A 19453-nucleotide genomic window follows, 5' to 3' on the forward strand; every position below is an offset into this window, starting at 1 on the left:
GTTTGATCAGATCAATCGATCGCTGATCAGAAGCGGTGCTGGAACGACACCGTGAAACGCCGTCCGAGGAAGTCATAGATGCCGAAGGCGTTACCCGTCAGCGGGAACGGTGCATCCTTGTCCGTCAGGTTCGTCACGACGAACCGAAGCAGCGACCCCTCCTGCACGCGCACCGACGCGGTCAGGTTGAACGTCCAGTAATCCGGCACCTTCAGGATATCGAGCGATTCCACGGTGTTCAGATTGTTCAGCTTCGCCGAGCTCTGGTAGTTCGTCTGGAAATCGAGGCCGAAGTCCTGATAGGTGAACCCGATGTTCCCCTGAGCCGTGTACTTCGGGTTGCCGATCTGGCCCGCCGATTCGACCACCGTCACACCATTGTTCGAACTACGCAGCCGATCAAGGTAGAACAGGTTACCCGACAGATCGATGCGCCCGTCCGGCAGACCAATGCCGCTGAGCGGGAAGTTATACTCCATCTCCGCCGTCAGGCCCTTCATCTCGATGAAGGCGCCATTGACGAAGTTGGTCCGCAGGCCCGGACGCGCCGGATCGATGCTGAGCTGGCCGTTACGCGCCGGATCGCTGCTGCGGTCGCGCGTGATCAGCGAGCAGAACGAGTTGGCGTTGTCGACATCGTTCACATCGAAGTCGGGATTGTCGTAGCAACCCTCTGCGATGTTCGCATTGGTCAGCGACGCGATGTTGCCGGTGATGCGGATGCGGTTCCAGTCCACCGCCGCACGGAAGCGCGGGATGAAGCGCGGGCGGAGCACCATGCCGAACGTGTAGGAACGGCCCTGCTCGTTTGCGAGGTCGGTGTTGCCGCCGCTGGTGACCGGCACCGTCGCCACAGCCGCCTGTGACTGGAACGTCGACCCGTTCAGACCATAGGCCTGGTAGAACGCCGCGCAGTTACGCTGGCGAATGTCGGGCGCGACGCCGCTGGCAATGTTCCGCGAATCGCACGGATCCGGGAAGGTGTTGAACGCCGGCGAGACCGGGGTGAACAGCTCGACCACCGACGGCGCACGCAGCGAGCGCGTGTAGTTGCCGCGGAACTCAACGTCCTGGATCGGCCGCCAGCGGCCACCGTAGGTGTACGACCAGAAGCCACCGTTCACCGTGTTGTCGACGTAGCGCGCCTTACCCTCGATATCGAGCGATTGGATCAGCGGAACGTTGTTCTCCGGCGCAACCAGCGGGATCAGGATCTCGCCAAAGGCCTCGTTCGTCTTGAACGAGCCCGTCGTACCACCGATCGGCACCGAACGACCAAGGCCTTCACGCTGGAAATCATCAGGCCGGAACGACGCATATTCTGCGCGATGTTCGAAACCGACGTTGAAGCCGACCGGGCCGGACCACAGACGCACCAGCTCGGAAGAGCCGAGGTTCGCGGTGTAGACCTGCTGCTCGAGAACCGAATGCGCGGAGGTCGTGCCGGTCACGTAGGCGCGTGCTGCCGCGCTCGGGCGATTCTCGCCGAACACGTCGAGCGGCACGCACGCCGCGTCGGCGATCGGACGAATGGTGCCCGGCGCAACGTTGATCGCGGGGTTCGGATCGCAGACGATCTGGCCTGCCGCATTGGTGGTGACGTTGATCGCGTTCACGAACCGCTGCTGGTTGAGTGCGTTCCCGAAGAAGTAGCTGCTCGAACGGCCATAATTGGCGGTTGCTTCGAAGTTGAAGCGGCGCCCTGCCGCGTCGAAGCTGCCCTCGATGCCGGCCACGCCGCGATAGACGTTCGTCTCGGAGCTCGCGTTATTGCTCACCAGATCACGCGACGCGCGCGACAGGCGGAAGCTCGTCACGCCAAGCCCGGCGAGCTGCTGGCGCGCCTGTTGCGTCAGCCGCGGATCGTTCGCCTGGAAGGTGAGCGGCGCGGACAAGGCGCCGAACAGCGTCGCGTTATAGATCGACTGGTCGATCATCTCGCGGCCCTTGGCAAAATAATAGGTGCCCTCGAAGAACGCGCTGACGTTGTCGAACACCTCGTACCGCGCCATCACGTTGCCGGTGATACGCTCCAGATCGGAGGTGAGCTGGTTCGTCTCGCCGACAAGGTTGAAGCCGTCACCACCGCTGGCGTTCTGCGCGCCGAACGGGATGCCCGGGTTGAACGGCACCAGGTTGCCCGACTGGTCGAACTGCAGCAGCGTGTTGTCCGCACCGAAACCGCGCGGCAGGCCGTTCGCGATCGTCGTCGCACCCGTCGACGGCAGCAGCAGGCCGCCCGCGGTGAGCGAGAAGATGCGCGCATTGCGGATGTAGATGCTGTTCGGAATGCCATCGGCATTGCCGGTGTTGAACGGCACGCCCGGATTGACGCGGCCGTCGTTCTCCGGCGTGCGGCCCGGGATCAGCGCCGAGGCCGAGCCCGCCAGCGGGTTCGTGCCCGTCGCGATGCCTTCGCGGAACCGGTTACGGGCGCTGCCCAGAACACCATTGGCCTTGTCGTAGCTCGCCGCGATGGTGATGTTGCCGCGGCCGTCGGCGTAATTGTGGCCGGCCATCGCGGAGAGGTTGTAGCGGCCATTGTCACCGCGCTCGGTGACACCGCTGGTGCCCCAGAGGCTCAGGCCCTCGAAGTCGCGCTTCAGGATGACGTTGACGGTACCCGCAATCGCGTCCGAGCCATAGGTCGGCGCGCCGCCGATGGCGATGTTCTCGATCCGATCGACGAGCTGCGCCGGGATGACGTTGAGGTCGACCTGGAGGCCCGGCGTATTGCCAAAGATGCTGGCGGCGTTGGTCGAGACGAAGCGGCGGCCGTTGACCAGCGTCAGCGTGCGCGCACTGCCAAGACCGAAGCGATTGACGAAGTTCTGACCGACACCGAACGACGACTGGCCGCCTTCCGGAGTGACGCCGACGCCGAAGCCCGGAATCTCGTTCAGCGCGTCTGCAACGTTCGTCAGGCCGCGAGCGGCGAGATACTGGTCGGAAACGACCGTCGCCGGCTCCAGGCTGTCATAGCCGGCGCGGCGGATGCGCGATCCGGTGATGGTGATCTCACCGCCGTCGTCGGTGCTGGTAGCAGACGGGGTCGCCTCACTGGAAACCAGCGGGCGCGCGTCTTCTGCCGGCGTGTCCTGCGCCATGGCAGCAGGCGCGAATGCCGCGCTGCTGACGAGCGCCGTCGCGCAAAGAAGTGTGTGTATTCTCATATTCCCCCCTCGGAAATGACAGGGCTGTCATGCCCCTTTGATCCGAGAGACAGCTTTCGTTCGGGCCTGCCAACTGCTTTCCGCCAGCACCGTCCACTTTTGGACAGGTGCGTTGCAAACTTGTGACATAACGTTATAAAAATCGTTCCTCCTCAATTAGGTATGCATCACCCCTCGCACGGCGAGAGCCATCGCTGCGCGGGGGCAAGCCTCGCATCAGACGAAATTGATGATAGAGATGAACAAGAGTGGAGTCGCGCGGCCAACCTAGTGTCATTCGTTGGACGGCCATGACCGTTACGCAGGGCACGCACGGAAACGATGCGCCTACGTTATTGATCCGCGATGAAGCTTTGGCGCACCCGACAGGATTCGAACCTGTGGCCTCTGCCTTCGGAGGGCAGCGCTCTATCCAGCTGAGCTACGGGTGCGTGGGAGTGAGCGCCTAGCAGGCGTTTGCGGCGGACGCTAGCCGTTTCGGCAGTGAGCGGTGCGCATCAGCCCCGCACGATCACTTTGCGATGGTGACCGGCTGGAACTGCGACAGGCCGCAGCTGGCGCCGCGCATCGGCGGGGAGGCGTAGAGGACGGTGATGATGTCCTGCGCGCACAGCTGGCTGAGCGAAGTTGCATAGCTGAAGCGGCGCTCAAAGCCGAGCTGCGGGCACGGCTGATCGAGCGTAACGCGATAATATTTGTTGTCGGCCATGCGGAAGTCGATGACCCGATCGTTGCGCACCAGGCTTTCGCGGATGCTGCGCAGCGGGATGCAGTTCTGCGGCTTCCCCGCCGGGGTGGCGGCGGGAACGGCGTTGCGGTCACGCGCGCCGCCTGGGGCCGCTACTGCAGCGAGGGCGATCGCGAGAGGAAACAGATATCGCATCCGATGATACTCCGCTGATCCGCCCCCCGGTTCAATCCCCCGCGAACGCCGCCTTCAGCCGCGAGAAGAAGCCCTGGCTTTCAGGACATTCCTCGCCCGTTTCGGTTTCACGGAATTCCTCGAGCAGCGCGCGCTGGCGCGTGGTGAGCTTCGTCGGCGTCTCTACCTCGATCTGCACGACGAGATCACCGAAGCCCCGGCCCTGCAGCACCGGCATGCCGGCCCCGCGCTGGCGCAGCTGGCGACCCGACTGGATGCCAGCGGGAATGCGCAGCTCATGGTTGCGACCGTCGAGGCCCGGGATGGTCAGAGAACCGCCAAGCGCAGCGGTGGTGAAGCTGATCGGCGCGCGCGCGAACAAGGTGGTGCCTTCGCGTTCGAACAGGCCGTGCCGCTTCACATGCAGGAAGATGTAGAGATCGCCCGACGGTGCGCCGCGCGCGCCCGCCTCGCCCTCGCCCGTCATGCGGACGCGGGTGCCCTCGTCGACGCCAGGTGGGATTTCGACGCTCAGCGTCTTGGTGCGCTCGACGCGGCCATCTCCGCGGCAATCGGGACACGGATCGTCGATCACCTGGCCCGAGCCGTTGCAGACCGGGCAAGCACGCTCGACGACGAAGAAGCCCTGCTGGGCGCGCACCTTGCCGTGGCCGGCGCAGGTATTGCAGGTGTGCGGATGGCTGCCGGCACGGGCGCCCGAACCGTCGCACGTCTCGCACGCCGCCGTTACGTCGATCGTGATCTCCGCGGATTTGCCGTGATAGGCCTCCTCCAGCGTGATCTCCATGTCGTAGCGCAGGTCAGCGCCGCGGCGCACCTGCTGACGCCCGCCGCCGCGGCCGCCCATGAATTCGCCGAACACGCTTTCGAAGATGTCGGAGAAGCCGGAGAAATCCGCATGGCCCTGCCCGCCGCCACCGCCGCCGTTGCGGAATGCGGCATGGCCGTAGCGATCATAGGCTGCGCGCTTCTGCGGGTCCTTCAGGCAGTCATAGGCCTCGCTGACCGCCTTGAACTTCGCCTCGGAATCCTTGCACCCGGCGTTCTTGTCCGGGTGATACTTCATTGCAAGCTTGCGGTAAGCGGACTTGATCGTCCCCGCATCGGCCGAACGATCGACCTCAAGCAATTCGTAGAAATCGACTTCTGTCATTCAACGCCCCCGCGCAGCAACAGCCCGCCCGTCACGCCTAAATACTCGGCATAACGGGCGGGCGACATTGCTTACGCCTTCTGGTTGTCGTCGACTTCCGAGAATTCGGCGTCGACCACGTCATCGTCCTTCGGCGCCGCACCGGCGTCGGCAGCCGGCGACGCTTCCGCCTGCTGCTGCTTCTCGTAGATCGCCTGGCCGAGCTTCATCGCGACCTGCGCGAGCGCCTGGCTCTTCTCGTTCATCTGATCGACGTCACCGCCCTCGACCGCTGCCTTGGCGGCATCGATCGCGGACTGGATCTCGCCCTTCAGTGCCTCGTCCACCTTGTCGCCGTTGTCGGCCAGCTGGCGCTCGGTGGTGTGGATCAGGCTCTCGGCGTTGTTCTTCGCCTCGGCGCCTGCCTTGCGCTTCTTGTCCTCCTCGGCGAACTGCTCGGCTTCCTGCACCATCTTCTCGATGTCAGCGTCGGACAGGCCGCCCGATGCCTGGATGCGGATCTGCTGCTCCTTGCCGGTGCCCTTGTCCTTCGCGGAGACGTTGACGATGCCGTTGGCGTCGATGTCGAACGTCACCTCGATCTGCGGCACGCCGCGCGGCGCCGGCGGGATGCCGACGAGGTCGAACTGGCCGAGCAGCTTGTTGTCGGCCGCCATCTCACGCTCACCCTGGAAAACGCGAATCGTCACCGCCTGCTGATTGTCATCGGCAGTCGAATAGGTCTGCGACTTCTTGGTCGGGATCGTGGTGTTGCGATCGATCATGCGGGTGAACACGCCGCCCAGCGTCTCGATGCCCAGCGACAGCGGGGTCACGTCGAGCAGCAGCACGTCCTTCACGTCGCCCTGCAGCACGCCGGCCTGGATCGCCGCGCCCATGGCGACGACTTCGTCCGGGTTCACGCCGGTGTGCGGATCCTTGCCGAAGAAGTTCTTCACCGCTTCGCGCACCTTGGGCATGCGGGTCATGCCGCCGACCAGCACCACTTCCGAAATGTCGCTGGCCTTCAGGCCGGCGTCGGCGAGCGCCTTCTTCATCGGCTCGATCGTGCGCTGGATCAGGCTGTCGACGAGACGCTCGAGGTCCGCGCGGCTGATCGTCTTGACGAGGTGCTTCGGGCCGTTCTGGTCGGCCGTGATGAACGGCAGATTCACTTCGGTCGAGGCGGCCGACGAAAGCTCGATCTTCGCCTTCTCGGCAGCTTCCTTCAGGCGCTGCAGCGCGAGCTTGTCCTTGGTGAGGTCGATGCCCTCATCCTTCTTGAAGCTCTCCGCCAGGAAATCGACCAGCTTGTTGTCGAAGTCCTCGCCGCCGAGGAAGGTGTCGCCGTTGGTCGACTTCACCTCGAACACGCCGTCGCCGATCTCCAGGATCGAGACGTCGAACGTGCCGCCGCCAAGGTCATAGACCGCGATCGTCTTGCCGTCCTGCTTCTCGAGGCCATAGGCCAGCGCCGCCGCGGTCGGCTCGTTGATGATGCGCAGCACTTCCAAGCCCGCGATCTGGCCGGCGTCCTTGGTCGCCTGGCGCTGCGCGTCGTTGAAATATGCCGGCACCGTGATCACGGCCTGCGTGACGGTCTCGCCGAGATAGCTCTCGGCAGTTTCCTTCATCTTCTGCAGCGTGAAAGCGCTGATCTGCGACGGGCTATAGTCCTTGCCACCGGCCTGCACCCAGGCGTCACCATTGGCGCCCTTCACGATGTGGTAGGGGACCAGCTCGGTGTCCTTCTTGGTCACCGGATCATCGAAACGGCGACCGATCAGGCGCTTCACCGCGAAGATGGTGTTGTCACCATTGGTGACGGCCTGGCGCTTCGCCGGCTGCCCCACCAGTCGCTCGCCATCCTTGGCGAAGGCGACGATCGACGGCGTCGTGCGCGCGCCTTCCGAGTTCTCGATCACCTTGGGCTTGCCGCCCTCCATCACTGCCACGCAGCTGTTGGTGGTCCCGAGATCGATCCCGATAACTTTTGCCATGAGTGCTCTTCCAGCCCCTGCTTGAACAAATACGTGCCGCCCCGCCCCGTTACGGCGACGGAACAGCGTTGACGAAGCGCGATATAGGTGGCGGTTCCCTTGCCGCAAGGCACCTCAATGGCCTGGCGCCGGACGCCCTCGGGTTGCCGCGCCGAACCGGCTCGCGTAGCCACGGCGGGACCTTTTCGATCGGGAGATGAACATGTTCCGCGCCGCCGCCGCGCTCGTTACCGCAACCGTTGCCCTGAGTGCCTGCGCACCGGAAAAGCAGCTTTACATCAGCGATGCCTGGGTGCGGCTGGCAGCGGTCGAGGGGCGTCCGGCGGCCGGCTATTTCACGATCCACGGCGGGCCGACGGATACCACGCTGGTCAGCGTCACCACCGACGTCGCGGTCCGCACGGAAATGCACGAGACCAAGGCGGCGGCCGGCGGCGGCATGACCATGGACGCGGTGCAGCAGGTGCCGATCCCTGCCCTGCAGCAGGTGAAGTTCCAGCCGGGCGGCAAGCATATCATGCTGTTTGACCTCAACCCGATCGTGAAGCCGGGCGGGTCGATCACCCTCACCTTCACCTTCGCGGATGCAACGCGCATCCAGCAGAACGCCCGCGTGATCGCGGCCGGGGATCCTGCGCCAAGCCAGAAGAAGTAAAACCGCGCGGCGGCGGATCGAGCGGGCAATAAAGCGCATCATCCCGCTCATCTGTCCGTAACTTCTTGGCGGCATGAGAAAGGGATGGCCAACATCTCCTCTCTTGCCAGCAGTCTGGCCCGCCGCTTCGAAGGACGTAATCCGCGCGAGATCGTGTCGCTGACGTTCAAGACGCTGCGGCACGGCGCGCGACGCTTCAGCCCTGCTGCTGCGCGCGCGCGGCGACTGGACCTTGCCTTCGATCGCCGCTGGGGCACCGACACGGGCGGGACGATGAACCTTTCCGCGCTGAACGTGGCGCGTGATCGCGCACTGCTCGGGTTCGGCTATCAGGCGAGCAACGGCGCCGCGCTGCATCAGGCGATCGCCGTCAGCGGCATCACGCCTGCGGACTTCTCTTTCGTCGATTACGGCTCCGGCAAGGGGCGCGTCGTCATGATCGCTGCCGCCACGGGCTTCGCCCGCGCGATCGGCGTGGAATTCGCGCCGGAGCTTCACGAAGTGGCGGAGGCCAATGCCGACCGCTTCCTGGCCGCTGGCGGCGCGCCGCGCCGGTGCGAGATGGTGCTGGGTGATGCCGGCAGCTACGTGCCCCCGGCCGGGCCGCTGTTCGCCTATATCTACAACAGCTTCGGACCGGTGATCCTGCGCGAGGTTCTGGCCCGGCTGAAGAGCCATGCCGCGAACGCGCCGGTGTTCATCGCCTACGTCAATCCGCGCCACCGCGAGGCATTCAAGGAAGACGGGGACTGGCAGGTGATCGAGGCGAGCACCGATTGGGTGCTGTACCGCCCGGCTGCCTGACCAACGAACCGGTCACCTGCTGTAACGCGGCGCCCGATCGCCTACGTTGCGTGCATGACAGCCAGGGGCCTTACTGCCGGCGAAAAGGCACTCGCCCGCTCGATCTACCGTGATTCAATCGATCTCGACCGGGTCGAGATCCGCCGCCGACGCTGGTGGCCGCTGCAGACGCGCAACATCGTCATGGCGCCGCGCGGGCACATCCATTTCCATCCGCATGACGACAATTGGCGCGAGGACTTCAGCCAAACCCACCTCGGTCTTCAGGGGCTGTTCCTGCACGAGATGTGTCACGTCTGGCAGCATCAGCGCGGCGTCTTCCTGCCGCTCGCCCGGCATCCTTTCTGCCGATACCATTACAGCTTCGTCCCGGGCTGGCCGCTGAAACGCTACGGTATCGAGCAGCAGGCGGAGATCGTGCGCCATGCCTTCCTGCTTCGCGAGGGCGCGACAATCCTGGGCGCCCCGCCGCTCAGCCAATATGAGGGGCTGCTGGCGACGTTCCGCTGATTGATTGGAAGTGTCAGGCGTTCGGTGCTGCCGCCGCCGAAGCGCCCGCCGCGCCGCCGCGGAACCGGCTGGCGACGAACAGCAGCAATCCAAAATAAGCAGCGCCCGCGAGGATCGCGGCCACCACGGCGGCGAAGCTCTCGTTCGCCTGCAGCAATGGCGCAGTCGTAACGGTCAGGAACAGCATATAGGCCGGATTGATCACCATCGGCAGCCAGTTCATGATCTGAACCAGGAGCGTGATCGCGATGAGGACAAGCACGGCGAGCGCCCCGCCCCCGCCCCAATGCACAGTCGCATATTGCAGCAGCCCCGCCGTCGCGACGCCGCCAACAGCCCCGAGGATCGTCGATGGCATGACCGTGAACGACCCCTCGTGCGAGGATGTCCAGTACCAGACGAACAGGAAGCCTGCGTAGAGCGGCGCGAGTTTCAGGAAATAGCCGAGGGCGGCAAAGCCGGCGATCGCCACCATTGCCGTGATCCAGACGGCAAGCCCCGCGCCAAGCGTCATCTGCGGCGCGCCTTCGTGCTGCGACATGATCCTCTCCCAACGATCTAAAGCGATCGTTTTAGGGGAGGCTATGCCGCATGCACGTCGGCAGCAAATGAAAAGCGCGAGTTCCCGCGCCTGCTTACTTCAGCAGGACAAGCTCCTCCGCCATCGTCGGATGGAGCGCCACGGTCGCGTCGAACTGCGCCTTGGTCAGCCCAGCCTTCACACACACGGCCGCGGCCTGGATGATCTCGGGGCAGTCAGGGCCGATCATGTGGATACCGACGACGCGGTCCGTCTCGGCGTCGCACACCATCTTGTAGAGCGCGCGCTCGTCGCGCCCGGCGAGCACGTTCTTCATCGGGCGGAAGTCCGACGAATAAATCCGCACGGAACCCAGCTTCTGCCGCGCCTCGCTCTCCGTCATCCCGACACCGGCGATCGGCGGATGGCTGAAGCAGGCGGCAGGCACGCAATCGTAATCGACCTTCGCGCCGCCCTTGCCGAAGAGGTTGTCGGCAAAGGCCTGCCCCTCGCGGATCGCCACCGGGGTCAGCTGGATGCGGTTCGTGACGTCACCGACGGCGTAGATCGACGGGCACGGCGTGCGATTGTCGTCGTCCACCGGTACGGCGCCCTTGGCGTCCACTTCGATGCCGACGTTCTCCAGCCCCAGCCCTTCGGTGTTCGGTACGCGGCCGGTGGCGTACATCACGCAATCGACGATCGCCGGATCGTGACCGGTCATGTGCACTTCGAGGCAGCCGTCCTCGCGCTTCTCGATCTTCTCGAACGTCGCGTCGAAGCGGAACTCCAGCCCCTTCATCATGCTGATCTGCAACAGCCGGTCGCGGATCTGCAGGTCGTAACCGCGCAGGATCTCCTTGGTGCGGTTCATCACGATGACGTGGGCACCGAGCTGGTGGAAGATGCCGGCGAACTCGTTGGCGATATAGCCGGCGCCAGCGATCAGCACGCGCTTCGGGATGCGTTCGAGGTGGAACACCTCGTTCGACGTGATGCCATGCTCGCAACCGGGGAACTGCGGCACCATCGGGCGTGCACCGGTGGCGACGAGGATCGTCTTGGCCGTCTTTTTCGTGCCGTCCGCCAGGGTCAGCTCGTTCGGCCCCGTGATGGTGGCACGCTGGTGGATGATCTCCGCGCCATTGGATTCGAGCGTCGTGGTATAGGCGCCGTTGATCCGGTCCACCTCGGCCATGACGTTCTTCTGCAGCGTCTTCCAGTCGAACGCGCAATCCGACGGCACCTGCCAGCCGAAGCGCTGCGCGTCCTTCAGATCCTCCGCGAAGTGCGCGCCGTACACCAGAAGCTTCTTGGGCACGCAGCCGCGGATCACGCACGTGCCGCCGACGCGATATTCCTCTGCCACCGCAACGCGCGCGCCATGCGCCGCCGCGACGCGCGATGCGCGCGTGCCGCCGGATCCGGCGCCGATGGTGAAGAGGTCGTAATCGAATTCGGGCATCAGTTCACTCCACTTGCGTCGAGCGCGGATACGAGCCCGAGGTGACGGACGGAAGGATCGAAATCCCGATCACAGTGAAGCAGGCATATCGTGCCGCGATCGATCGGGAGCAACAGGATGGGGCGGCCGCACTCGCCGACCGCCCCCGACACTGAACGCTGGCGCCTCAGGCGAGGCCGGCGCGGCGGATGAGATCCTCGGTCGACGGATCGAAATCCCCGCCGCCCTTCGCGGCGGACTTGGCCATTTCCTTGCCCAGCTCGACGCCGAACTGGTCGAACGAATTGATGCCCAGGAGCACGCCGTTCACGAAGACGCGATGCTCGTAGAAGGCGATCAGCGCGCCGAGCGTGCGCGCATCGAGCACGTCGAGCAGGATCGTGGAGGACGGCCGGTCGCCCGGATAGGCACGCGCCGGATCATCGGGGTTGGCGCGCCCCTTCATCAGGGCCGCGCCTTGCGCGAAGGCGTTGAGCAGCAGCTGCCGATGATGCTCCTCGGGCAACGTGTCGCCAGGCTCGATCACCGCCAGGAACTCGACCGGCACGAGGTGCGTGCCCTGGTGGAGCAGCTGGAACACGGCGTGCTGGGCATCGGTGCCCACCCCGCCCCAGGTGATCGGCGCGGTCGGGCGGCCGACCGGCTGCCCATCAGCCGTCACGCCCTTGCCGTTCGATTCCATCTCCAGCTGCTGGAGGTAGCTGGGCAGGAGCCGCAGACGCTCGTCATAGGCAAAGGGTGCACGCGTCTCGCATCCGCGGACCTGCGTGTAATAAAGGTCGGCGAAGGCGGCGAGCGCAGGCGCGTTTTCGTGCAGCGCCGTCAGGCGGAAGTGCCGGTCCATCTCGGCCGCGCCTTCCAATAGCTCGGCGAACTGCTCCCAGCCGAGCTTCATCGCCGCGGGGAAGCCGATCGACGACCACAGCGAATAGCGCCCGCCCACTCCTTCCGAGAAGGGCAGGACGCGCGTTTCGTCGACGCCCCATTCCACCGCCTTGTCCGGGGACGCGGTCACCGCAATCACGCGGCCATAGGGATCCTCGACGCCATGTTCCTGCATCCAGGCGATGACGCTTTCGGCGTTCATCATCGTCTCGGTGGTGGTGAACGTCTTCGACGCGACGACGAGCAGCGTGGCGGCCGGATCGAACCGGTCGAACACATCTTCCAGCGCCATGCCATCGACGTTCGAGACGATCGCGACGTCATAGCGTTCGCTGTCCCGGCCAAGCGCATCGACCAAGAGGTTCGGGCCGAGCGCCGAGCCGCCGATGCCGACATGCAGCACGTGCCGCACCGGGCCAAGCGCGTCCGCCTCGATCGCGTCGATCAGCATCCGCATCCTTGCGTGGTATTCCGCCGCCCGCGCGACGCTTTCGGCATTGCCCTCGCCGCGTTCGGCGGTGTGCTCGACCGGGCGATCCTCGGTGGTGTTGACGTGCGCGCCGGAGAACATTGCTTCGCGCTTGCCGGCCAGGTCCTGCGCCCGCGCCAGTGCCTCGAACGCAGTCACCGCTTCGGTCGTCAGGTGCGTCTTCGACAGATCGAAGTGGATGCCCGCCACGTCGAGCGAGAAGCGCGACAGGCGTTCCGGGTCGTCGGCGAACAGCTGCTCCAGCCGCTTCTGCGGCAATGCCTCGATCGTGGACCAATCGGCCATGCGTCTATCTCCATTGGGCGTCGGCCTGGTGGCGCGCTATCATCGTTACACCTAAACAACGAAGGCGCCGGCCGGACAAGCACTGCGCGAACGGCACAGCCGCGATGTCGTTCCGCTTGACGCGCCGCGCGGCTTCGGCGACGCCCCGGCGCATGGCCGATCTCGACAAAGCCGCGTCCGCGCCGCCGCCAAAGAAGTCCGAAACGCGCGAGACGATGCGTTTCCTGCTGAAGCTGGCGCTGGTCGTCTGGATTTTCCGAAGCTTCGTTCTGGCGCCCTTCTCGATCCCCTCGGAATCGATGCTGCCGCGGCTGCTGATCGGCGACTATCTGTTCATCTCCAAGTGGAGCTACGGCTATTCGCGCTGGTCGATGCCGTTCGGCTTCCCGCCGATCCCGGGCCGCCTGTTCGGCAGCACGCCGGAGCGTGGGGACGTCGTGGTCTTTCGTTCCAAGGAACCCGACGATCATGACGTCATCAAGCGCGTCATCGGCCGCCCGGGCGATACGATCCAGATGCGCGGGGGCCAGGTGATCCTGAACGGCCAGCCGATCCCGAAGCAGCGCATTGCCGACTTCGTCCTGCCGCTCTCCCCCAATTTCGGGGAGCAGGATTGCGGCGCGCAGTTCGTTCGCCCGGCGCCTGATAGCGGCGCGACCTGCAACATCCCGCGTTACCGCGAGACGCTGCCGAGCGGCCGCACCTATGAGGTGCTGGACCAGCGCTACATCCCCGACGCCGACGATACGCCGGTCTATACCGTACCGGCAGGCAACGTCTTCTTGATGGGCGACAACCGTGACGATTCGGCGGACAGCCGCTTCCCATCCGCGGACGAGGCGCTGCCGGGGCAGCCGCAAGGCATGGGGTTCATCCCGCTCGAGCGCGTGCAGGGCAAGGCGCTGGTGATCTTCTGGTCCACCAACGGCTCCGCCAACTGGCTGCTGCCGTGGACGTGGTTCACCGCAACTCGCTGGGACCGGCTGGGGCGCGGCTTTGAGTGATCTTGCGAGCTGGATCGAACGCACGTTCGACCATGTGCCTGCCGATATCGCCGACTGGGAGCGCGCCCTGACCCACGCCAGCCGGGGCGACACCCATTATGAGCGGCTGGAGTTCCTGGGCGATCGCGTGCTTGGCCTGTCGATGGCGGAATGGCTGTTCGACACCTTTCCGGATGAGCCGGAAGGCGCGCTGTCGAAACGGCTGAATGCGCTCGTCACCGGCGCGGTGTGCGCGGATGTCGCCCGCGCGATCGGCGTGCCGGCGCATCTCAGGCTCGGCAAGCAGGCGCGCGACGACGGCGCATCGGACAGTGACAATATTCTTGGCGACGTGATGGAGGCGCTGCTGGGCGTGCTCTATCGCGAGGCCGGGCTCGACAAGGCGCGCGGGGTCGTCCGCCGGCTGTGGAAGGATCGCCTGCATGCCGGGTCGGCCGCGCCGCAGCATCCCAAGTCCGCGTTGCAGGAATGGGCCGCGGCCAACAACCGCAAGCCGCCGGCCTATGAAGTGGTGGATCGCTCCGGCCCCGGCCATGCGCCGCGCTTCACGGTGAAGGCGAGCATCCCGAAGCTGGCCGAAGCGACCGCGGAAGGCGGAAGCAAGCAGGAAGCGGAGACGGCGGCGGCGAAGACGCTGCTCGCCCAGGTGAACGTCCCCGCGCCGAAGAAGCGCGGGCGCGGCTGAGGCCCAAGCAGGACGATCACTCGACGCTGCATCCGACCGGCGGTAAACTCGCGCCGGCAGAACAAGGAGTTCCAATGACCCGTTGCGGCCTCGTCGCCGTGCTCGGCGCGCCAAACGCCGGCAAGTCCACTCTCGTCAACGCGCTGGTCGGGCAGAAGGTGGCGATCGTCAGCCCCAAGGCGCAGACGACGCGCACCCGCCTGCTCGGCGTGGCGATGGAAGGCGACACGCAGCTGTTACTCGTCGATACGCCGGGCATCTTCGATCCCAGGCGCCGGCTGGACCGCGCCATGGTTGCCGCGGCCTGGGGCGGCACCGAAGGGGCGGACGTGCTGGCGCTGGTCGTCGACGCAAAAGGCGGCCTCGGCCCGAAGGTGACCGACATTGCCGAGCGGATCGTGGATCGGCCGGAACGCAAGTTCCTGATCCTCAACAAGGTGGATCTTGCCGACAAGCCCAAGCTGCTGGTCCATGCCGAGAAGCTGAACGCGCTCGTGCCGTTCGAGGCGACGTTCTTCATCAGCGCGTCGACCGGAGACGGCCTGCCGGAGTTGAAGCGGGCGCTCGCCGAGGCGATGCCGGAGGGGCCGTGGCACTTCCCCGAGGATCAGGTGTCGGATGCCAGCGAGCGGATGCTCGCCGCCGAGGTCACGCGCGAGCAGCTGTATCTCCAGCTTCACGCCGAGCTGCCGTACGCGGCGACGGTGGAGACCGAGAAGTTCACCGACCGGCCGGACGGCGCGGCGGAGATCCACCAGCAGATCCTGGTCGAGCGGCCGACGCAGCGCGCGATCGTGCTGGGCAAGGGTGGCGCGCGGATCAAGGAAATCGGCGCCCGCGCGCGGGCCGAGCTTGCGGTCCTGCTCGACCGGCCCGTCCACCTCTACCTTCACGTCAAGGTGAAGCCGGGCTGGGACGAGGACCGCGGCGTCTATCGCGACATCGGGCTCGACTGGGTGGATTGAGGCGGGCTGCGGGGCCGATCACACGTCCCGCAGCATCTCCTCGACGAAGGCGGGCACCAGCTCGGTCGCCGGCCCCAGGCGGCTTTCGTTGAACCACCCGCTCCCGCCCGATCGCTCGAGGTTCAGCTCCAGCGTCTGCGCGGCATAATATCGGGCGGTCTGGACGAAGCCCGCGGCAGGATAGACCGCGCCTGACGTTCCGATCGACACAAAGAGGTCACACGCCGCGATGGCGCGATCGATCCCGTCCATCTGGTACGGCATTTCGCCGAAGAAGACGATGTCCGGCCGCATCGCCGGCGCATGGCAAGCGGCGCATTCGGTGCCGGGCGGCAGCGGGCCGGCCCATGCCGCGCGCTCACCGCACGCCGCGCAAAGCGCCGACCGAAGCTCGCCATGCATGTGGATCATGCGGCGCGCGCCGGCCCGCTCGTGAAGATCATCGACGTTCTGCGTGACGATCAGCAGCTCGCCCGGCCATTCGGCGTCGAGGCGGGCCAGCGCGCGATGCGCGGCGTTCGGCTCCACCGTGTCGAGCGCTGCGCGCCGCAGATCGTAGAAGCGATGGACGAGCGCGGGATCGGCTGCGAGCGCCTCGGGCGTGCATACATCCTCGACACGGTGATATTTCGGAACAAGGTCGTCTTCGTAGATTTCCCAGTAGGTTGTGCCGCCTTTGGTGCGGAACGTCGGCACGCCGGACTCGGCGGAGATGCCCGCGCCGGTCAGGATCACGATGCTTCTGATGGCTGACATATCAAGAGAGTAGCGCTCAACCTTTGCATCCACCAGTTCAGTCGCGTGTTGACGACGAACGGCGGAACCACCAATCTGCATCCATGCGTGCTCGTCGTAAAATATGGCCGCCAAGCGGTGGCGGGCTTGCGGGCTTCTTCGCCGCTACCATCACCCTATTTGTTGTCGGCTTCCCTGCATTGGTCATGGTTCTACAATCGGGAGGCGGATGCGAAGGGAGGCCTCGCCCGTGCGAGCCTGACAACACTGCACTCTACTTCGCTCTACCGTTGTTGGCACTATTGCTTATCGGCGTCTGGTGGGGAGTTAGATGGCTGGTGAACTTCTTCGTTCACGGACGCTGACCATTAGGGAGAGCCGTCCTATAATCGATTGTCGGAAGGCCACTCCTCCTCGACCCGGTACCCTTCCCACAGGCCGCCGGGGCCGCGAAACGTGGCGAGGCCGCTTTCGGCGGAAATGCCTGCGCCGGTCAGGATCACGATGTTGCGAATGGCTGTCATGCGCCGGGCATAAGGCAGCATTGCGCCGGATGCGATGCGAAGCTGCGCACGCCCCCCTCGACGGACCCGCCCTGCCCGCGTATCGGATCGCGCGAACGACATTGAAGGACGGGCATGACCGCGATCGGCATCTACGGAAGCGCGGGACGGATGGGGCGCGCCATCGCCATCATCGCCGAGGATGAAGGCGCGCGGGTCGCTGGCGGCATCGACGCAGACGAGGATCCCGCGACGCTGGCGCATGATGCGGACGTGCTGGTGGATTTCTCCACCCCGGGCGGGCTGGAGGATCATCTGGCCGCCGCGGTTGCAGCCGGCACGCCAATCGTCGTCGGGACGACGGGGCTGAACGCCACGCACCACGCGATGATCGACCGGGCGGCGCAATCGGTGGCGGTGCTCCAGACCGGCAACACCTCGCTCGGCGTCACCCTGCTCAGCATCCTGGTCCGCGAGGCGGCGCAACGGCTCGGCCCCGAATGGGATATCGAGATCCTGGAGATGCATCACCGGCATAAGGTGGACGCCCCGTCCGGCACCGCGCTGCTGCTCGGCGAAGCCGCAGCGGCGGGGCGCGGGACCGAACTCGGCTTCGACCGGGTCGATAGCAGGGCCGGCCTAGTCGGCGCACGGACCGAGGGTACGATCGGCTTCGCCTCGCTTCGCGGCGGCACGGTGGTTGGCGATCACATGGTCGTCTTCGCCGGTGAAGGCGAACGGATCGAGCTTGGCCATCGCGGCGAGGATCGATCGATCTTCGCGCGCGGCGCCGTGAAGGCGGCGCTGTGGCTGGCTGACAAGCCCGCCGGCCGCTACGCCATGGCGGAGGTGCTGGGGCTTTGAAGAAGGCGGACGCCTTCGAATTCTTCAGACGCCTCGCCGAAGCCAATCCGCATCCCGAGACGGAACTGGAATCGGGCAACACCTATCAATTGCTGGTGGCGGTGGTGCTGTCCGCCCAAGCGACCGACGCCGGCGTCAACAAGGCGACGCGCCGCCTGTTCGCGGAGGTGACGACGCCGGCGCAGATGGTCGCACTGGGCGAAGAGGGCCTGAAGGAGCACATCAAGACGATCGGCCTGTTCAACAGCAAGGCCAAGAACGTGATCGCGTTGAGCCAGGCACTGATCGACGAGCATGGCGGCGAGGTGCCGGGCGACCGCGACGCGCTGGAGAAGCTGCCCGGCGTCGGGCGCAAGACCGCCAATGTTGTGATGAACGTCGCGTTCGGCGCAGAGACCTTCGCGGTCGACACGCACCTGTTCCGGGTGTGCAATCGCACCGGGCTGGCGAAGGGCAAGACGCCGCTCGCCGTGGAGCTGAAGCTGGAAAAGACGGTGCCGCAGCCGTTCCGCCTTCACGCGCACCACTGGCTGATCCTGCACGGCCGCTACATCTGCAAGGCCCGCAAGCCCGAGTGCTGGCGCTGCCCTGTGGTTGACCTGTGCGCGTTCAAGCCGAAGATACCCCCGCCGGGAGCCGGATGATGACCGAGGATCTGCGCCGGCCAGTGCTGTTGACCGGCGGCAACCCGCAGATCGCGAAGGCCGAAGGCGATGCGCCGGTGCAAGCCTATATCGCCGCTATGCCTGGGTGGAAGCGGGCGGTGGGTGAGAAGATCGACGCACTGGTCGTCGCGGCACTGCCCACGGTCGCCAAGGCGGTGAAGTGGAACACGCCGCTCTATGGCTTGGCCGGCCAAGGCTTCTTCCTTGGGTTCAACTGCACCACGAAGTACGTGAAGATCGCCTTCTTCCGCGGCGCGGCACTCGATCCAGAGCCGCCGGTCGGCTCCAAGGACCCCAACACGCGCTATCTGCACGTGTTCGAGGGCGAGCAGATCGACAAGGCGCAGTTCACCGCTTGGGTGACGCAGTCGGCAGCGATGCCGGGATGGATGCCCGGCACCTGATCCGGCCGCGTCAGATCGCGAACGCTGCCTTCATCCGCTTGCGCAGCCGGCCCGGCATGAAGCGGCGCGCGAAATTGGCCTGCCGCCCGGCCTTGCCGACGATATATTCCCGATCGCTGCCGTGTGTCGCTTGCCAGACGACGTTGGCGGCCTCGTCGACGGTATAGACCGGGGACTTGCCGATCGCGTCACGAATGGTGCGATTGCTGCCCTGCGATCCGGCATCGAGGATCGGTGTTTCGACGAAGAACGGCATCACGCAGGTGACGTCGACGCCATGCCGCGTGAACTCCGCATCCAGTGCCTCGGAAAGACCGCGCACCGCGTGCTTCGTCGCCGAATAGACCGCCAGTCCAGGGGAGCCGACGATCCCTGCAACGGAAGCGACATTCACCAGCCGCCCGCGGGTCTTCTTCAGATGTTCGAGCACAGCGTACGCGCCGTTGATCACGCCCTTCACGTTGATGTCCACCTGAAGATCGGATTCCTCGGGCGTCACTTCCTCGAACATGCCGTAACGAGCGATGCCGGCGTTGTTCAGCAGCACGTCGATCTTGCCGGCGTGCTTGGCAAAGGCATCCAGCGCCGCTGCCCATTCCGCGCGATCCCGCACGTCGAGGCGGGTGGTGAAGGCGCCAAGCTCCTGCTCCACGCGGCGCATGCCCGCCTCGTCGATGTCGCCGACGCCGACGCTCCAGCCCTCGCGTGCGAAGCGGCGCGCGGCGGCGAGGCCGATGCCGGAGGCACCGCCGGTGATGAAAATCGCCCTGCTCATCTATCCTCTCCCGATATGGCGCAGGCGGGTGGCGGAGCCTCTGACGTGCTC

General features: G+C 65.6%; 18 protein-coding genes, 1 tRNA gene and 1 pseudogene. 9 read left to right on the plus strand and 11 right to left on the minus strand.

Annotated elements, in window-relative coordinates:
- Nucleotides 1–26: 26 nt before the first annotated feature.
- The 5 genes from ACH0AE_RS08970 to dnaK form a co-directional block, all read right to left on the minus strand.
- Complete coding sequence (locus tag ACH0AE_RS08970; protein WP_294444753.1) at nt 27–3173, minus strand: TonB-dependent receptor domain-containing protein; 3147 nt, start codon at nt 3171–3173, stop codon at nt 27–29.
- Nucleotides 3174–3527: 354 nt separating this feature from the next.
- Nucleotides 3528–3604: transfer RNA gene (locus tag ACH0AE_RS08975), tRNA-Arg, on the minus strand.
- Nucleotides 3605–3684: 80 nt separating this feature from the next.
- Entirely contained in the window at nt 3685–4056 is a 372-nt protein-coding gene (locus ACH0AE_RS08980; RefSeq protein ID WP_294444754.1) for a hypothetical protein, read from the minus strand.
- Nucleotides 4057–4087: 31 nt separating this feature from the next.
- Nucleotides 4088–5209, minus strand: coding sequence for a molecular chaperone DnaJ (dnaJ, locus tag ACH0AE_RS08985; protein WP_294444755.1), 1122 nt, complete (start codon nt 5207–5209; stop codon nt 4088–4090).
- Between the two features lie 71 nt (nt 5210–5280).
- Nucleotides 5281–7188, minus strand: coding sequence for a molecular chaperone DnaK (dnaK, locus tag ACH0AE_RS08990; protein ID WP_406875663.1), 1908 nt, complete (start codon nt 7186–7188; stop codon nt 5281–5283).
- A 202-nt stretch (nt 7189–7390) separates the two neighbouring features.
- On the opposite strand from dnaK, the gene ACH0AE_RS08995 reads away from it, so the two are divergent.
- The 3 genes from ACH0AE_RS08995 (at nt 7391) to ACH0AE_RS09005 (ending at nt 9157) form a co-directional block, all read left to right on the plus strand.
- Complete coding sequence (locus tag ACH0AE_RS08995) at nt 7391–7843, plus strand: copper chaperone PCu(A)C (RefSeq protein ID WP_294442099.1); 453 nt, start codon at nt 7391–7393, stop codon at nt 7841–7843.
- An 84-nt stretch (nt 7844–7927) separates the two neighbouring features.
- Complete coding sequence (locus tag ACH0AE_RS09000) at nt 7928–8647, plus strand: hypothetical protein (RefSeq protein WP_294442098.1); 720 nt, start codon at nt 7928–7930, stop codon at nt 8645–8647.
- A 54-nt stretch (nt 8648–8701) separates the two neighbouring features.
- Nucleotides 8702–9157, plus strand: a complete 456-nt coding sequence (locus ACH0AE_RS09005; protein ID WP_294442097.1) for a vgr related protein — start codon at nt 8702–8704, stop codon at nt 9155–9157.
- 13 nt (nt 9158–9170) lie between these two features.
- Here the strand turns inward: ACH0AE_RS09005 and ACH0AE_RS09010 are convergent, their stop codons facing one another.
- The 3 genes from ACH0AE_RS09010 to pgi form a co-directional block, all read right to left on the minus strand.
- On the minus strand, nt 9171–9698 hold the full coding sequence (locus ACH0AE_RS09010) for a hypothetical protein (protein WP_294442096.1): 528 nt from the start codon (nt 9696–9698) through the stop codon (nt 9171–9173).
- Between the two features lie 94 nt (nt 9699–9792).
- Nucleotides 9793–11142: a glutathione-disulfide reductase gene (gorA, locus tag ACH0AE_RS09015; protein ID WP_294442095.1), complete on the minus strand. Its 1350-nt coding sequence runs from the start codon at nt 11140–11142 to the stop codon at nt 9793–9795.
- A gap of 166 nt (nt 11143–11308) precedes the next feature.
- Nucleotides 11309–12802, minus strand: a complete 1494-nt coding sequence (gene pgi, locus ACH0AE_RS09020) for a glucose-6-phosphate isomerase (protein ID WP_294442094.1) — start codon at nt 12800–12802, stop codon at nt 11309–11311.
- Between the two features lie 152 nt (nt 12803–12954).
- Between pgi and lepB the strand changes: the two genes are divergently transcribed.
- From lepB to era, 3 genes are all read left to right on the plus strand, one after another.
- Nucleotides 12955–13806: a signal peptidase I gene (gene lepB / locus ACH0AE_RS09025; protein ID WP_294442103.1), complete on the plus strand. Its 852-nt coding sequence runs from the start codon at nt 12955–12957 to the stop codon at nt 13804–13806.
- On the plus strand, nt 13799–14491 hold the full coding sequence (gene rnc / locus ACH0AE_RS09030) for a ribonuclease III (protein WP_294442093.1): 693 nt from the start codon (nt 13799–13801) through the stop codon (nt 14489–14491). Before lepB ends, rnc begins: the two co-directional genes overlap by 8 nt.
- 74 nt (nt 14492–14565) lie before the next feature.
- A complete protein-coding gene (era, locus tag ACH0AE_RS09035; protein ID WP_294442092.1) occupies nt 14566–15456 on the plus strand; it encodes a GTPase Era in 891 nt (296 codons plus the stop codon).
- 18 nt (nt 15457–15474) lie between these two features.
- Here the strand turns inward: era and ACH0AE_RS09040 are convergent, their stop codons facing one another.
- Entirely contained in the window at nt 15475–16212 is a 738-nt protein-coding gene (locus tag ACH0AE_RS09040; RefSeq protein ID WP_294442091.1) for an NAD-dependent deacylase, read from the minus strand.
- A gap of 389 nt (nt 16213–16601) precedes the next feature.
- Nucleotides 16602–16715 (minus strand): annotated as a pseudogene (locus ACH0AE_RS09045) (NAD-dependent protein deacylase); the annotation flags it as partial.
- A 114-nt stretch (nt 16716–16829) separates the two neighbouring features.
- Here ACH0AE_RS09045 and dapB point away from each other — a divergent pair.
- From dapB to ACH0AE_RS09060, 3 genes are read left to right on the plus strand one after another with little or no spacing between them, the layout of a single operon-like run.
- The gene (gene dapB / locus ACH0AE_RS09050; RefSeq protein ID WP_294442090.1) at nt 16830–17558 is read left to right on the plus strand and encodes a 4-hydroxy-tetrahydrodipicolinate reductase; all 729 of its coding nucleotides are present in this window, start codon (nt 16830–16832) and stop codon (nt 17556–17558) included.
- Nucleotides 17555–18202: an endonuclease III gene (nth, locus tag ACH0AE_RS09055; RefSeq protein ID WP_294442089.1), complete on the plus strand. Its 648-nt coding sequence runs from the start codon at nt 17555–17557 to the stop codon at nt 18200–18202. The genes dapB and nth overlap by 4 nt, the downstream gene beginning before the upstream one ends.
- Complete coding sequence (locus ACH0AE_RS09060) at nt 18202–18627, plus strand: DUF1801 domain-containing protein (RefSeq protein ID WP_294442088.1); 426 nt, start codon at nt 18202–18204, stop codon at nt 18625–18627. The genes nth and ACH0AE_RS09060 overlap by 1 nt, the downstream gene beginning before the upstream one ends.
- 10 nt (nt 18628–18637) lie before the next feature.
- On the opposite strand, the gene ACH0AE_RS09065 is transcribed toward ACH0AE_RS09060, so the two are convergent.
- The gene (locus tag ACH0AE_RS09065; RefSeq protein ID WP_294442087.1) at nt 18638–19402 is read right to left on the minus strand and encodes an SDR family oxidoreductase; all 765 of its coding nucleotides are present in this window, start codon (nt 19400–19402) and stop codon (nt 18638–18640) included.
- Nucleotides 19403–19453 lie beyond the last annotated feature (51 nt).

The organism is Sphingomonas sp. 179-A 2A2 NHS (genome assembly GCF_045371305.1).
GTDB lineage: Bacteria > Pseudomonadota > Alphaproteobacteria > Sphingomonadales > Sphingomonadaceae > Sphingomonas.

Bases quoted from the DNA above. Each gene is read 5' to 3' on its own strand.
- ACH0AE_RS08970 (WP_294444753.1), bottom strand. From the start codon at position 3,173: ATGAGAATACACACACTTCTTTGCGCGACGGCGCTCGTCAGCAGCGCG.
- ACH0AE_RS08980 (WP_294444754.1), bottom strand. From the start codon at position 4,056: ATGCGATATCTGTTTCCTCTCGCGATCGCCCTCGCTGCAGTAGCGGCC.
- dnaJ (WP_294444755.1), bottom strand. From the start codon at position 5,209: ATGACAGAAGTCGATTTCTACGAATTGCTTGAGGTCGATCGTTCGGCC.
- dnaK (WP_406875663.1), bottom strand. From the start codon at position 7,188: ATGGCAAAAGTTATCGGGATCGATCTCGGGACCACCAACAGCTGCGTG.
- ACH0AE_RS08995 (WP_294442099.1), top strand. From the start codon at position 7,391: ATGTTCCGCGCCGCCGCCGCGCTCGTTACCGCAACCGTTGCCCTGAGT.
- ACH0AE_RS09000 (WP_294442098.1), top strand. From the start codon at position 7,928: ATGGCCAACATCTCCTCTCTTGCCAGCAGTCTGGCCCGCCGCTTCGAA.
- ACH0AE_RS09005 (WP_294442097.1), top strand. From the start codon at position 8,702: ATGACAGCCAGGGGCCTTACTGCCGGCGAAAAGGCACTCGCCCGCTCG.
- ACH0AE_RS09010 (WP_294442096.1), bottom strand. From the start codon at position 9,698: ATGTCGCAGCACGAAGGCGCGCCGCAGATGACGCTTGGCGCGGGGCTT.
- gorA (WP_294442095.1), bottom strand. From the start codon at position 11,142: ATGCCCGAATTCGATTACGACCTCTTCACCATCGGCGCCGGATCCGGC.
- pgi (WP_294442094.1), bottom strand. From the start codon at position 12,802: ATGGCCGATTGGTCCACGATCGAGGCATTGCCGCAGAAGCGGCTGGAG.
- lepB (WP_294442103.1), top strand. From the start codon at position 12,955: ATGGCCGATCTCGACAAAGCCGCGTCCGCGCCGCCGCCAAAGAAGTCC.
- era (WP_294442092.1), top strand. From the start codon at position 14,566: ATGACCCGTTGCGGCCTCGTCGCCGTGCTCGGCGCGCCAAACGCCGGC.
- ACH0AE_RS09040 (WP_294442091.1), bottom strand. From the start codon at position 16,212: ATGTCAGCCATCAGAAGCATCGTGATCCTGACCGGCGCGGGCATCTCC.
- dapB (WP_294442090.1), top strand. From the start codon at position 16,830: ATGACCGCGATCGGCATCTACGGAAGCGCGGGACGGATGGGGCGCGCC.
- ACH0AE_RS09060 (WP_294442088.1), top strand. From the start codon at position 18,202: ATGACCGAGGATCTGCGCCGGCCAGTGCTGTTGACCGGCGGCAACCCG.
- ACH0AE_RS09065 (WP_294442087.1), bottom strand. From the start codon at position 19,402: ATGAGCAGGGCGATTTTCATCACCGGCGGTGCCTCCGGCATCGGCCTC.